Origin of the sequence: Anabaena azotica FACHB-119, assembly GCF_014697625.1 — a bacterium.
Taxonomy (GTDB): domain Bacteria; phylum Cyanobacteriota; class Cyanobacteriia; order Cyanobacteriales; family Nostocaceae; genus Trichormus; species Trichormus azoticus_A.
On record NZ_JACJSG010000013.1, the window covers coordinates 74993 to 88469 of the forward strand.

At 41.4% G+C, this 13477-nt stretch carries 14 protein-coding genes; 6 read left to right on the forward strand and 8 right to left on the reverse strand.

Going from position 1 to position 13477, the window contains the following annotated elements:
• Positions 1 to 605: 605 nt before the first annotated feature.
• A complete protein-coding gene (locus H6G83_RS11570) occupies positions 606 to 761 on the forward strand; it encodes a hypothetical protein (RefSeq protein ID WP_190471596.1) in 156 nt (51 codons plus the stop codon).
• Positions 762 to 958: 197 nt separating this feature from the next.
• On the forward strand, positions 959 to 1525 hold the full coding sequence (locus tag H6G83_RS11575; RefSeq protein WP_190471599.1) for a retropepsin-like aspartic protease family protein: 567 nt from the start codon (positions 959 to 961) through the stop codon (positions 1523 to 1525).
• A 312-nt stretch (positions 1526 to 1837) separates the two neighbouring features.
• On the opposite strand, the gene H6G83_RS11580 is transcribed toward H6G83_RS11575, so the two are convergent.
• Positions 1838 to 2014, reverse strand: coding sequence for a hypothetical protein (locus tag H6G83_RS11580; protein WP_190471602.1), 177 nt, complete (start codon positions 2012 to 2014; stop codon positions 1838 to 1840).
• 364 nt (positions 2015 to 2378) lie between these two features.
• Between H6G83_RS11580 and katG the strand changes: the two genes are divergently transcribed.
• On the forward strand, positions 2379 to 4574 hold the full coding sequence (katG, locus tag H6G83_RS11585) for a catalase/peroxidase HPI (protein ID WP_190471605.1): 2196 nt from the start codon (positions 2379 to 2381) through the stop codon (positions 4572 to 4574).
• 420 nt (positions 4575 to 4994) lie between these two features.
• Here the strand turns inward: katG and H6G83_RS11590 are convergent, their stop codons facing one another.
• Positions 4995 to 6473, reverse strand: coding sequence for a sensor histidine kinase (locus tag H6G83_RS11590; RefSeq protein WP_190471608.1), 1479 nt, complete (start codon positions 6471 to 6473; stop codon positions 4995 to 4997).
• Positions 6474 to 7307: 834 nt separating this feature from the next.
• Between H6G83_RS11590 and H6G83_RS11595 the strand changes: the two genes are divergently transcribed.
• The 3 genes from H6G83_RS11595 to H6G83_RS11605 all read left to right on the forward strand — a co-directional run bounded on the left by H6G83_RS11595 (position 7308) and on the right by H6G83_RS11605 (position 9759).
• Entirely contained in the window at positions 7308 to 7742 is a 435-nt protein-coding gene (locus H6G83_RS11595; protein ID WP_190471611.1) for a BON domain-containing protein, read from the forward strand.
• A gap of 215 nt (positions 7743 to 7957) precedes the next feature.
• Positions 7958 to 9055, forward strand: coding sequence for a DUF262 domain-containing protein (locus H6G83_RS11600; RefSeq protein ID WP_190471614.1), 1098 nt, complete (start codon positions 7958 to 7960; stop codon positions 9053 to 9055).
• Positions 9052 to 9759, forward strand: coding sequence for an MAE_28990/MAE_18760 family HEPN-like nuclease (locus H6G83_RS11605; RefSeq protein WP_190471617.1), 708 nt, complete (start codon positions 9052 to 9054; stop codon positions 9757 to 9759). Before H6G83_RS11600 ends, H6G83_RS11605 begins: the two co-directional genes overlap by 4 nt.
• 2 nt (positions 9760 to 9761) lie before the next feature.
• Here H6G83_RS11605 and H6G83_RS11610 read toward each other — a convergent pair whose 3' ends face one another.
• The 6 genes from H6G83_RS11610 to H6G83_RS11635 form a co-directional block, all read right to left on the reverse strand.
• A complete protein-coding gene (locus H6G83_RS11610) occupies positions 9762 to 10802 on the reverse strand; it encodes a DNA cytosine methyltransferase (protein ID WP_190471619.1) in 1041 nt (346 codons plus the stop codon).
• A 305-nt stretch (positions 10803 to 11107) separates the two neighbouring features.
• Positions 11108 to 11305, reverse strand: coding sequence for a hypothetical protein (locus H6G83_RS11615; RefSeq protein WP_190471622.1), 198 nt, complete (start codon positions 11303 to 11305; stop codon positions 11108 to 11110).
• Positions 11305 to 11460, reverse strand: coding sequence for a hypothetical protein (locus tag H6G83_RS11620; protein ID WP_190471625.1), 156 nt, complete (start codon positions 11458 to 11460; stop codon positions 11305 to 11307). Before H6G83_RS11620 ends, H6G83_RS11615 begins: the two co-directional genes overlap by 1 nt.
• A gap of 5 nt (positions 11461 to 11465) precedes the next feature.
• The gene (locus H6G83_RS11625; protein WP_242044544.1) at positions 11466 to 11798 is read right to left on the reverse strand and encodes an alkaline phosphatase family protein; all 333 of its coding nucleotides are present in this window, start codon (positions 11796 to 11798) and stop codon (positions 11466 to 11468) included.
• Between the two features lie 242 nt (positions 11799 to 12040).
• Positions 12041 to 12886 (reverse strand): M56 family metallopeptidase, encoded by an 846-nt coding sequence (locus tag H6G83_RS11630; RefSeq protein WP_190471626.1) that lies wholly within the window; start codon positions 12884 to 12886, stop codon positions 12041 to 12043.
• Positions 12886 to 13305, reverse strand: a complete 420-nt coding sequence (locus H6G83_RS11635) for a BlaI/MecI/CopY family transcriptional regulator (protein ID WP_190471629.1) — start codon at positions 13303 to 13305, stop codon at positions 12886 to 12888. The genes H6G83_RS11630 and H6G83_RS11635 overlap by 1 nt, the downstream gene beginning before the upstream one ends.
• Positions 13306 to 13477: the final 172 nt, after the last annotated feature.

The window sequence follows — 13477 nt, forward strand, 5'->3', positions numbered from 1 at the left end:
CCGATTTCTTGCAGAAGTCGGATATCGGATTTTATACATAGAATTGAACGCGGCTAGAGTCCTAAAAGCCTTATCTGTTGATAGTTTACAGATGTGTCTTCATATGAAATGCGGGAAGAGTGTTAACTAGATTTTGATGTAACAATAATCTGTTATCACCATAAGAACCATACACTACCTATATATAAGCAAGCAATAATCTGCTAAATATTCGTAACATAACCAGCACTAACTTTTATCCCTGCTGCATTAAATTTTCAGTCAGGAGACTCTAGTGATGATGATTACACCGAGCCACAAGAAAAATCAGTACATCCGAGCCAACAGGAAGTACAGGACGTATTGCAGCAGTTACGGGAGATTCCTTGTACCCCGCAGTTTCGGCTTAATGGAGAGATGAGAGCGTACAGTCAGGCGGTATTGGGGTAATTCACATCTTGCACCAAGAAAAAATGATGTAATTTTATTACTCAGTAAAATCGAAAATCTGGGGTGCGCTACTTACGAGAAACCCTAGCTACAGCAAAAAAATATTTAAACTGACGCACCCTACTGGCGTGGCAAGGCTAAAATTCGGCAATAGATTTGGAAAAAATCGAACGCAGATGGACGCAGATGTTGGCGCAGCCTTTGCTACGCAACGCTACCGCGAACCCGCAGGGTACGCAGATAATAGATTGCTATTGCAATATTTTAGCCTTGCCACGCCACTACTAACTTGTTATGGCAGTGATTTTACTGAGTCTTCATTGAATCTTTAATTTTTTTGTCTGTAAATATATATAATATTTATATGTATAAATAGTATAAAGTCAAAAATTTTTTGCCGAATTTATTAATTTTTATAGAAGAGAGTAATTAGGAATAAATGAGGCAAATTTATCGTAGATTTTTGTAAAAATATCTAGTTTGTTTGACTATAAAATTTATTGTGAACAATATTAAAAACAAGGTAATTATGAAGAACGCTGGGAGGGATAGAAATAGGAACTTGAAGTTATGCTTAATAACGTTAATACCGATGCTACTGTCTTTAACAGCTGCCTACCCTGTAAATGCAGAAGATCCAGGTGAATGTTTTATGGTAACAAGCTCAGGGAGAACTATTTCCTTGAGAAAAATGTGTGGTGGGAAAAAGGCAATTCAAGAGAGTGAAGAAAGGGTTTTTCGGGTTCCTATTAAGCGCAGGTTGGGTAGAACCCCGGTGATTGATGTCACATTCAATAACAAGAAAACTTTTGAAATGATTGTTGATACAGGCGCTAATAATACGCTCATACCCTTGAAATTAGCGATCGCTCTCCAACTCCAACCCACAGGTATCATGCAGGCGCAAATTGCCGATGGTACACAAGTGGAATTTTCAACTAGTAAGATAACATCAATAGCAGCAGGTGGAGCTATAGCCAAGAACATCGAAGTAGCGATCGCACCAAAAGCACAGTTCGGTTTACTAGGTCATGATTTCTTCCGCAACTACGACATCAAGATTTTAGAAACAGAAGTGCAGTTTCATCTTCGCTAGTCAAGAAGGTACGGGAAAAGGAGATAAATTCAGTACTGAATCAATATGTTTAGAAATGAAACTATTGATTTACTAACTATTCGTGCAATAGGTTTAATAAATTTACAAATATGCTCTGATTGCCAAACTTTTTTATTCAAATAAAAGATTGTGTTGGCGACAAATTAGAAATAAAAAATAGCCCCCATTGGGGCTATTTTAGTTAAATTTGCAAATTTCTCAGGCATTTTTTACATATGATATACCAGTTTATATATCAATACTGTGATTGTTTATCTGGTTTTTATCCCATACAAAATACTGGTTACTTAGCTAAGTATTGAACAAAAGTTTTGCGATCGCTAAAAAATAGCAGTGTAAAATACAGTTTAGCGCCCGCCGTAGGCGATCGCTTGGTTCGAGTGAGCAAAGAAAAACAGGATTGTGATTGCTATGTTTGCATATCTGGAGGTGCAAAGAGATGAGCGATCGCATAGTTGAAGGAAGCACCGCAGACTTGGAAAGGACTCAAGTCCCCTGAAGCTATTGATCAAGTTTCCACAGTAGGGATTGGTTGCAGTGGAATGATTAGCAGATTTCAGCAATCGTTCCCATTTCCAAGTCCATGCTGTCTCTACTTTTATTTCTGAGCATCAGTGAATTTGATGGATTCTTTCGCATTTACTCATCTGGTAGAAACAATACCCAAAGCTTGGCTACTGATATAACCAATTGTTTCAAATCATAATGTTATTTATATTTCTCTTAGATTATATTTCTCATCGATTATCCCAATAACTGCCCATGTACTATTTGTTTAGAGTACCTGCAATACATCAAAAAATCCACATCACAACATTTGGCAGGAAATATTATGAGCAGCGAAAGTGGATGTCCGTTTACTGGCGGAGGTCAGAAACTTAAGGCTCGTCATGTGACATCAAACCGAGACTGGTGGCCGAATTATTTGAATTTGAGCATACTCCACCAGCACTCACCCCAGTCCAATCCTATGGGTGAGGCGTTCAACTATGCTCTTGAGTTCAAGAGTCTCGACTTAGATGCCGTAAGGAAAGATATCTTCGACCTGATGACCACCTCTCAGGACTGGTGGCCAGCTGACTACGGTCATTATGGGCCGCTTTTCATCCGCATGGCTTGGCACAGTGCAGGCACGTATCGTATTGGCGACGGTCGCGGCGGTGCGGGATCGGGTAGCCAGAGGTTTGAACCACTCAATAGTTGGCCCGACAATGCCAACCTCGACAAAGCGCGGATGTTGCTTTGGCCAATCAAGCAGAAATACGGCAAGAAAATCTCCTGGGCCGACCTCATGATCTTTGCAGGCAACTGCGCCCTGGAGTCGATGGGCTTCAAGACGATCGGTTTTGCCGGCGGGCGCGAGGATGTCTGGGAGCCAGAAGAAGATATCTACTGGGGTTCTGAAAAAACCTGGCTCGGTGATGAGCGTTACAGCGACGATCGCTTGCTGCTGAATCCCCTCGCCGCCGTTCAGATGGGTCTGATTTACGTCAACCCGGAAGGGCCAAACGGCCAGCCCGATCCGGTCGGCTCAGGGCGCGATATCCGTGAAACCTTTGGTCGGATGGCGATGAACGATGAAGAAACGGTCGCGCTCGTTGCCGGCGGACATACCTTTGGCAAATGTCATGGTGCGGGTGAATCATCGCACGTAGGTCATGAGCCTGCTGGTGCTACCATCGTAGAGCAGGGACTCGGATGGAAGAGCAGTTTCAACACGGGTGTCGGCGTTGATGCGATCACCAGTGGTATCGAAGGTGCATGGACTCCTACTCCGACACAGTGGGACAACAGCTATCTCGACACCCTGTTCAAATATGACTGGGAGCTGACGAAGAGTCATGCTGGCGCTTGGCAATGGAAGCCTAAGAACGGCGCAGGCGTGGATACAGTACCCGACGCGCACGATCCGTCGAAACGGCACGCCCCCATGATGACCACGGCGGACATGGCCATGAGGATGGATTCCATCTATGAGCCGATTTCGCGGCGTTACCAACAGAACCCGGAGGAGTTCGCAGAAGCATTCGCCCGTGCCTGGTTCAAGCTGACGCATCGCGACATGGGCCCGCGATCGCGCTATCTCGGCTCAGAGGTTCCAGAGGAAGAGTTCTTATGGCAAGACCCCATCCCCCCAGTCACCCATGAATTAATTGATGAGCAGGACATCTCATCTCTCAAAGGCAAAATCCTTGCTTCGGGGCTGTCTGTTTCCCAACTCGTTTCGACAGCCTGGGCATCGGCAGTGACCTTCCGTGGCTCCGATATGCGTGGTGGAGCGAACGGGGCGCGCATCCGTCTTGCGCCTCAGAAGGATTGGGAAGTCAACCAGCCTGCTCAATTAGCAACAGTGCTGCAAAGCTTAGAGGCGATTCAAGAGGAGTTTAACAGTTCGCAGTCTAGTGGAAAGCAGGTTTCGCTCGCTGACTTGATCGTTCTGGGCGGATGTGCAGGTGTTGAACAAGCGGCAAAGAACGCCGGATACGATGTCAAGGTTCCCTTCCAGCCAGGACGTACAGATGCGTTGCCGGAGCAAACGGATGTAGCATCCTTTGCTCCACTTGAGCCAAAGGCAGATGGGTTCCGCAACTTCTTTAGCGGCAAACACAGCGAATCGCCAGAGGAGTTGCTGGTTGATCGCTCACAATTGCTAACCTTGTCAGTGCCTCAGATGACAGTTCTTGTAGGTGGCTTGCGCGTCTTGGGTGCGAACTTTGGCGCGTCCAAACACGGCGTATTCACTGCTCGGACACAGACGTTGACCAATGATTTCTTTGTGAACCTGCTCGATCTGAACACGGCTTGGAAGGCGATTTCAGAGGCGGAAGATGTGTTCGAGGGTCGCGATCGCAAAACAGGCTCACTCAAGTGGACAGGCACTCGTGTCGATCTCATTTTCGGCTCGAACTCTCAGCTACGAGCCATCGCTGAAGTTTACGGATCGGAGGACTCGCAGCCAAAATTTGTGCATGACTTTGTGGCAGCGTGGGACAAAGTGATGAATCTTGATCGCTTTGACCTCGTATAGTCCAATACAGTTCAGTTAAGGCTAGATTCGGTGACAATACTGTTTAAACATCTTGATTTATCGGCGTTAATCGGCGTTAATCGGCGGTTAATTATTCTTATCTGAACCGTATTGTCGTATAGTCGAGAGCGAGAAGTTCTTCGAGGGATTCTATCCCAGGGGATAGGGGACAGGGGACAGGTGAGTCCAGTCCTGTAGGCGGGTTTCCCGCCGTAGGGAACTGGCGAACCCGGAGGGTGACAGCCTTAAAAGCTTGTTATTATAAGGGTTTTATGACTTACCTATGTCCTAATATCATGTCCGCCTAATTAGTTGTAATTCGGTGCATCTGTGCAAAAAGGTGAAAAGTCTTTCTCCCCCTGCTCCCTGCCCCCTGCCCGCATCATTATCTCCCTCTGCTCCTCTGCTCCCCCAGTCCCCTCATTTCCTTAAGCTCAAATTCTGCTTATTACTTACTTCTAAAGGTAAGAAAATAGTTAAGACTTCGCCGTATTGGGGACGTTGACGGACAATTAGCTTACCGCCGATCGCTTGAAATAGATGTTTGGTAGCCGCAATATTTAAACTAATCGTTCCTGTTTCTGGCTGGAACATGAGTAATTGTCCCAAAGCTTTGCGAATTGGTGGTGTGGCTGGTGCAGTTGTTTTATTCGTATGTGGGCAGAGAGTTTGCGGAGATAATTGTAATTTTAGTTGATCCCCGGCGGGAATTACCTGTACTTGAATATGACTCCCGGCTGGTAAACTGCGGGTAAAATTCTCCATTAACCCAGTGAGTACCCGATCCAACATATTAGGATTGCTCACCACAGTTGGTAATTGTTGGGGTAAAACTACATCCAAAGTCAAGTTACGCCGCTCTGCTGCTTGCTGCCATCGTGGTATACTCTGCTGTAACACCTGATCTAAAGCCATCGCTGTTAGATGAGTATGGGCAGATTTTCCAGAGGCGGAAGTCTCTAATTCTGCGGCTTTAAATAACAACTCCATGCGATCGATTTGCTCAGTACACTCATGATCGATAATTTCTAAGCGGTTGATCACATTCGCAGGTAAATCACGCCGCTTGAGTAACAGGCGAGTCATAGTGCGAATAGTAGTTAAAGGCGTGCGGACTTCGTGAGCAAAAGCCTGCAACAATTCTACATCGGGTTTAACTGATGGAGGATTGAGTATTTGGCATTGAGGATTAGGTATTGGACATTGAGGATTGAGTATTTCTTCCCCTCTGCTTTTCCCCAGTCCCCAGTCCCCAGTCCCCAGTTCCGGTAATTCTTGAAGTAAAAATTGGCTAAACTGAATTACTGTGCGGTAATCAGGTGCAACGACGGGATATTTTTGTACTAAGCCATCCAACTCTGAGAACAAATCAGGATTAGTTAGCATTACCCGCGCACCAAGCGATCGCCAAGCTTGCTCAACTATCTCTGGTTCAAAGGAAAATGAAAACGCTTTTGTACCGTCTTTGTGTGTGGCGAGAACTAAAACTAATCTAAATTTATCTGTAAATACTAAACAAAATTGCTCAGATGCCAAAGGATCGGCAGGTAGTAACGGCAGTACCGACTCACAGGGGGTAGCTTCTGGTTGGGTGAAAGCGATCGCACCAGGCATTTGGAACGGCATCAACGCCAAAGGATTAAAAGGCTTGGCTGTAAAAGTAATCGTCTGTAAGCTTTGAGTTAAGATAGGTTGACTAAATAGGGGTGCGGGTGCGGCTAACACCAATCCTTGAAGCGCCTCAGACCCAACAGCAACTAAACTATTAATCAGCAGATGTTCTGTTGCAGCGAGACTCATCCGCCACTGTTGCTCGGCTTTTGTTGGTGAGCATTCAGCCACAGTTGCTTGACTGTCGGCTAAAACTTCACTCAGACTTGGCAATATCCATTCGTACACAAAATTTCACCCCTTTATTTCGAGAGCGACTAGCAGCTTGGGAAACAAAAAATTTCTCTACTACTTATGAGGGTATAGTCATTTATGCCCTAATAACAGTCGTATAACCGAACAAGATAGGCGCAATTTCCCCTGGAATGTTTAAAGTCAACCCCCTAAAGTTTAAAGTTTTTGTAAACTGCTGGGAGGTAATAAATAAACAATCTGCCATGACACCCTACTCAAATCGTTCTCGTCTGCGTGTATTTTTTGATTACTGCATATTTTACTATAAGTATAATATTTGATTTTCAAATAATCTGCTAGATACTGTTTAATGCTTACTTTTAACAGTGAAAATTCAAAACAACATTTAAAAATTACTTGAAAATGATGTATCCACAGATGCAAATATACTCTTAAATAAAAATCTTTTCATGAAATTTTATACAAGCACTAATGTAGTTTGCAATACAACTAAATTTACGTCTTTTTTATCTAAATAAAAAGCAATTGATTTAATAAAAATTAATTTAAAATCAGGATTTATATCGTAGAATTCAATAACATCTAACGATTGCTATATGCCAATTATTGCTAGTTGATAATTGTGGCTAAAACTAACTTGAGACTTTTGAGAAAAACTTTGCGGATTTGAATCTTCTCAAGTAGTTTAAGTTGTTAAGCTGTCACGCATCTAACTTGCACATCTTTTCGTATTGGCTGTTGACATTTGGCGTTAACAGTCAGATGTCATAGTTTTACCTTGTGCCTGCATCAACCATTTTGCACTTTGCTACTCAGTCTAACACACAGGTCAATTTATCGCCTCAAGTATTGCATTCGGAGACGAACATGAAAAAATTATTTTCCCTATTAGTGACTGGCTTTTTGATAGTTGGTAGTTTTGGCTGTCAAGAAGCTCCTAACAGCAATACTGGAGCTACTCAAGCACCAGCAAAAGAAGCTGCTGAAGGTAGAACTATCAAATCTACTATCAAAGAAACCACCACACCAGTATCTGGAAAAAACGTTAAAGATAAGACAGAAAAACAGAAAATATTAACTACAAAAGCTGAGAGAGATTTAAAAGCCGCAGTTAGCAATAAATTACAAGCTGGCATTCCCGGTAACAAATTTGTAGTAGAAAATAAACAAGGTGAAATTACCCTGAAAGGTGTAGCTAGTTCTCAGGGAGAAATAGAAAAAGCTGAAAAATTAGTCAAAGAAGTCAAAGGAGTGAAGGGGGTAAAAGTAGAAGCTAAAGTTGCATCTGCAAGCAGGTCGTAGGTGATGAACCAACTACGACAAGGTGTAGGCGATCGCACTTTTTAACTCCTGTGAATTAGTATGACAACAGGACTTACCCTATAGTTTAAGTCCTGTTTTTAATTGCTGAAGAGTTTAATACACTCAGATAGCTTCACAGTCTATTAAACAACAGTTATAATTATATAATTAGGTAAACCTAGTTCATCATATTAAATCTTAAATTATATTTAAAAATGCCAAAATCTTCAAATCTACCACCTGAGCCAGAAATTAATGATGAGGCAAAGGATGAAGCAGAAGCAGAAATCAGGGAAAAACAGAAGATAGTCGATTACAACACAAATGAGTATCCAGTAGAAGTCCTTGTCCAAAAATATAGAGAAGGGCTAGAGGAAGACATTAATGAGTTGTATGTACCAGATTATCAAAGAGAGATGGCCTGGGATGACGTTCGGCAATCAAAGTTCATTGAATCTATTCTACTCGGTTTACCTATTCCATATATTTTTGTTGCAGATTTACGACCAGAAGAAGATGATTTAGGTCGGTTAGAGATAGTTGATGGAACTCAACGTATTCGTACTTTAGATAGGTTTCTTAATAATGAATTAACATTACGTGGGTTAAAAAAGTTAGAGAAACTAAACAATTTTAAATATAGTGATTTACCACTAGCTAGGCAAAGGCGCTTTAATCGTTCTTCTCTTCGGATGATTGTGCTAACAGAAAAAGCTGATGAAGAAACGCGAAGAGATATGTTTGAACGTATTAATACAGGTAGTGTTGAACTGAATGAAATGGAGAAGCGTAGAGGTATATCTCCAGGGCCTTTTGTTGATCTTCTGGAGGAACTAGCAAAAGAACCAAAATTTGATGAGCTATGTCCTCTTTCTGATGCCCTTAAACGCAGGCGTGAAGCAGAAGAGTTTGTACTACGTTTCTTTGCTTACTTGAATAATTATGAAAATTTTGGCAAGCACGTGAACGTTTTTTTAAACGCCTACTTGGAAGAACATAATAATGCGAAATCTGACAATTTTGACGAAATGAGGCGTGAGTTTCATAGAATGTTGGATTTTGTCGAGAGATATTTTCCTAATGGATTTACTAAAGCAAAAGGTCATGTTAAAACGCCCAGAATCCGGTTTGAAGCAATTTCTGTGGGTGTTGCACTTGCTTTAAGAGAAAACAGTGAGCTTGAGCCAAGTTCAATGAAGTGGCTTGACTCCAAAGAATTTAAAGAATACACTACTTCAGATGCTAGCAATTCTAGACCTAAAGTCATTAGACGTATTGAATATGTGCGCGACCAGCTTCTTGGCAAATCATGACTAATTCCCTCTTTGAAGACTTTAATGAACGCTCTAAAGAGGTAAGTAAATATTTTATATTCTTAAAAAGTTTAGAGCAGGGATCTACCCAACTAAGCATGAAAGATTTAAACGGAAATTTAAGAATCAGAATGGTTGATTCTGAATTGCTAAAAACATTAAAAGCAAGTGGATTTCTTTTACTTTATAACTTAGTAGAAGCCACGATGAGAAATGCTATAGAAGCGATATTTGACGAGTTGCGCTCTAAAGGAGTATCTTATGATCAGATGAGACCTGAACTGAAAAAAATTGTTCTCAAAAATTTGAAGAAGCGCAATCCTGATGAGATTTTTTCAAGCATAACACTTATATCTTTAGACATTATTACTGTTTGTTTCGATAGGCAAGATTTATTCTCAGGAAATATAGACGGGAGATTAATCAGAAAAACTGCTAGTGAATACGGTTTTTCTTATCTAACTGATTATATGAAAACTGGGGACGGACAAGATTTATTAACTGTTAAAACGAACAGAAATCTTCTTGCACATGGCTTTAAGTCATTTGCAGAAGTCGGGCGAGACAAAAGTGCAGATGAACTTGTAGAAATTAAGAATAAAGTGGTGAGATATTTAAGGCAAATTTTGCGTAACATTACTCAATACTTAACTGATGAAGAATATCTTGATGTTGGTAGTAACAACTCTTCCTCTGGTAGTTAGCTTTAGTTAATGTGTTCCAGATGTCTCAAAATACTTTGGGCAATGATTTCTCCTAATATTACAGGAACCGCATTGCCAATTAAGCGACCTACGTGTTTAAATATTACAGGCTCATTAGGCGCTACAAATTCATAATTTTCTGGAAAAGTTTGTAATAAAGCTGCTTCACGCAAAGAAATGGCTCTATCTTGTTCAGGATGTCCAAAACGACCGTTACCAAACCCAAAAGATTGTGTAGTAATTGTTGGGCTAGGCTTATCCCACTCCATCCGACCATAAACTGCCGGATAAGTTTTGCCAGTAGTTTTGACATGACATTTAGCAACTAGCTCTTCAGACCAATCTCGCCATGTACCTCCAGGTTTTGATGAGCGAATACGACGAAGATTAAGCTCAGAAAGTCTACTACATTTATGAAGTCTATCTATCGTTGATGCTTGCCCATTAACAAGAGGCTCAAGATGACAAATAGCGTCCCGTACTGTTTTGTAATTTTTGGGAGTATGGGTTGATGCAATTAATTCAATCTTGTGAAATTTTGAAGCAAGTAATACCAATCTTCGACGAGCTTGGGGAATACCATAATCTAAACAGTTAACTTCATAAACTTCAACGTAGTAATTTAAACTTTCTAAAGTCTGAAGAAACTCTTTAAATACCGAATGGTGTTTTAATTGAAGTACATTCTCCATAGAAACAATCTCTGGGTTGCACTCGTATATCAACCTAGCGAAATCTTGGAGCAGTTTCCACTTTGACTCTTTATCGTCATAACGTCTTGAATAGCTGGAAAAGGGTTGACAAGGAGCGCAGCCAACCAGAACTTTTGTACTACATTCTAAGAAATGACGAGCTAATTCAAAACCATCAACCTCTTCTACACCTTTTAATATAAATTTTGATTTATTATTTTGTTCATAGGGGAATTTGCAAGCTGGATCAGTGTCATAGCCGGCGATAACTGGAAGACCTGCCCTCTCAAAACCATGAGTTAGCCCTCCAGCACCACAAAAGAGTTCTACGACAGAGATACTAGTAATCATTCACTCCCTATATCTATTCACAGCAACAACGAGTCAATATACTAGCGTATCTGATTTTCGTATAAATAACAAAAATTTTAAATAGCATAAAGTAAATCTATTTATAAAATTCTTAATATAAGAATTTTTCCTTTTAATTCAACATTTTTGAAGCAATTTAATTAATATCATCATAAAAATAATACGGTTTTATTGTATTCGTTTTTACTGGTTATTAATGGTATCTTTATTATTTAGAAAGTCATTCCCTACATATCAAACTAATTATAATTAAGCACATCATTTATGTAGCAAACCAAGTAGATTTATAGGTCAAGAGTTTGACAAAGCTCTTGAACAGATTTCATGGGTAAATATAACTTTAGAGAATCTTGTCTAAATTGTTGAAAACTGTACTTTAAATAAAAATTGAGCGCTACCTCATCCAAAGCTTCAACTATCACAGCTAGAGATGCAACTTGTGTAGAAACATTCAGCGCCTTTTTGAGAGCATCTATTAACATTAGGTCACAAATCGCCTACCTTTTTGTTTATTATCAACAGCAAGACGACCCAAAAGCGTAGCAGGTAATTGAGGATAACGAGGCAAACGTCTCGCCAAAGCTTGATCTAAGGCTGTAATATCAACAGTGTATGCAGAAAGCGTATAGTAAGCCAAAACATTCAAATCAGGCTCTTGATGACATTGCTAAAATCGCCCGTGTCGCCCAGATAATGCCCAGTTGCGATCGCCGAAGCATTGGCTGTGGTAAATGTAGGAAACAATGAGTGAGTATTCACAAGCTTCACTCCCTGCTGTTGAATCTCGTACAATGTCGGTGTATCATTGGCATTTACCGTAGCTGGTCGCAATCCATCAGCCACAAAAATCACCACATTGTGAGGCGTTGCTTGCTGACTACTTTTTCTTAAAAACGCTGGCACGCAGGCAGCTAAAACGGCAATGATACAAAGAATCAGAACCAAAAAACGGCGATCGTATGTAAAAACCCGCATAATATCTTGTATTTATCTAACAACAAGATTGTATTACTAGTGGCCTGTCAAGGCGAAAATGTGGCATGAGATGATAATATTAACCGCCGATACAAGCCGATAATAAAAAATTGAAGGCAGATAAACGCAGATAAACGTAGATGAGGGGCGCACATCTGTGCGCCCCTACAGATAATCAATGTGTTGCCAAGATTTTCTAAATCATCTGTAACCTGTCACCTGTACCCTATTCCCTGTTTTAATCAAGTGTGAAATATTACAGTCACCAATGGCAGCAGTGCCAAAATGAAACCATGCCAAGACTGTAACCGATTGTCTTGATTATAGTTTGGCGGTGTTAATAAGGCTTCTATTCTCTGTTCCAAGCGATCGCCTGCATCTGCACCCAAGGCTGCACAGCATATTTCCGATTGTGATAACGCAGAACCGTTACTAACTACTAATAACAGTGATTCTGCTAGCAATAAGGGATCTACTTGGGATGCAGCGTAACTGTCGGCGCGGAGTTCGCGCAGCACTAACAGTTCGTACCATAAAGCCTCTGTATTTGGTAGCCAAGCAGTGCAAGAACGCACCCAACCCAGCCAGAAAAACCAAAATGTATCCCTATATTGGAAATGTCCTTGCTCGTGGGCTAAAACGCTTTCTACATGGCTTGGGGATAATGTTTGTAGTAATCCTTGGCTAACTACTAGTTCAGGTTGCCAAAAACCAATTTGACCAGCAAATAGCGCTTCTGTGTCGAGTAGCCGGACTTGTTTACCCTCAACATTAATTAAAGGACAGTAACGGGCAGATTGTAGCGATCGCCAGCCACTAATAGCCAACTTGACGCACAAAAAAGAGAAATACCCTAGAAAGGTTAAGGCCAGTACGTAGCTGAACCAACCTGTGTATACACCTCCCATTTTACCTTGAGGCCCCATACACAAAAGAGCGATCGCAGTCATCAAAATAAACAATGGTGGAAATAGAAAGAAAAATAACGTTCTTTGCCACCGCGCTGCCCAATTACCAGGGGATTTAATCCAAGAACCTCTGACAATCCAAGAAACTGTCAAAGCAGTTAAAATCATCAGCAAGTGCATTATTGTCCCTCCCTGGCTTGGCGTGCAGCTTGAATCCGTTTAGCGATCGCTTCTATTTGTTCACTGGCTGCTTCATCCAGACTATCAGCAAAAGCTGCCACTACATCAGGGTTGCCCACCGCCAAAAAGCGATGTAGTTGTTCATGGGCTTTAATGACCTCTGCTTGCTGCTTTGATAGTAATGGTCGCCAGTAAAAAGCCCGCCCTTTTTTATCACAAGCTAACCAACCTTTATCCGTAAGGCGACGCAACACCGTCGTCACAGAAGTATAAGCTAACTCCCGGTTAGGGTCAGCCAGAATGCGATCGTGAACATCTTTGACTGTAGCTGAACCCAATTCCCAGACAATATTTAAAATTTCTGCCTCCAAAGGGCCTACAGACATTTGTTTAGGACGATATTCAGGTAAAGGAGCCATATCAGTTATCAGTTATCAGTTGACAGTTGACAGTTATCAGTTGACAGTTGACAGTTATCAGTTGACCCTCATCTCCCTCATCTCCCTCATCTCCCTCATCTCCCTCCAGATTACCGCCATTTCCCCTGGGGCGATCGCATAATAAGAATTACTCTTGCCAAACCATAAAAAA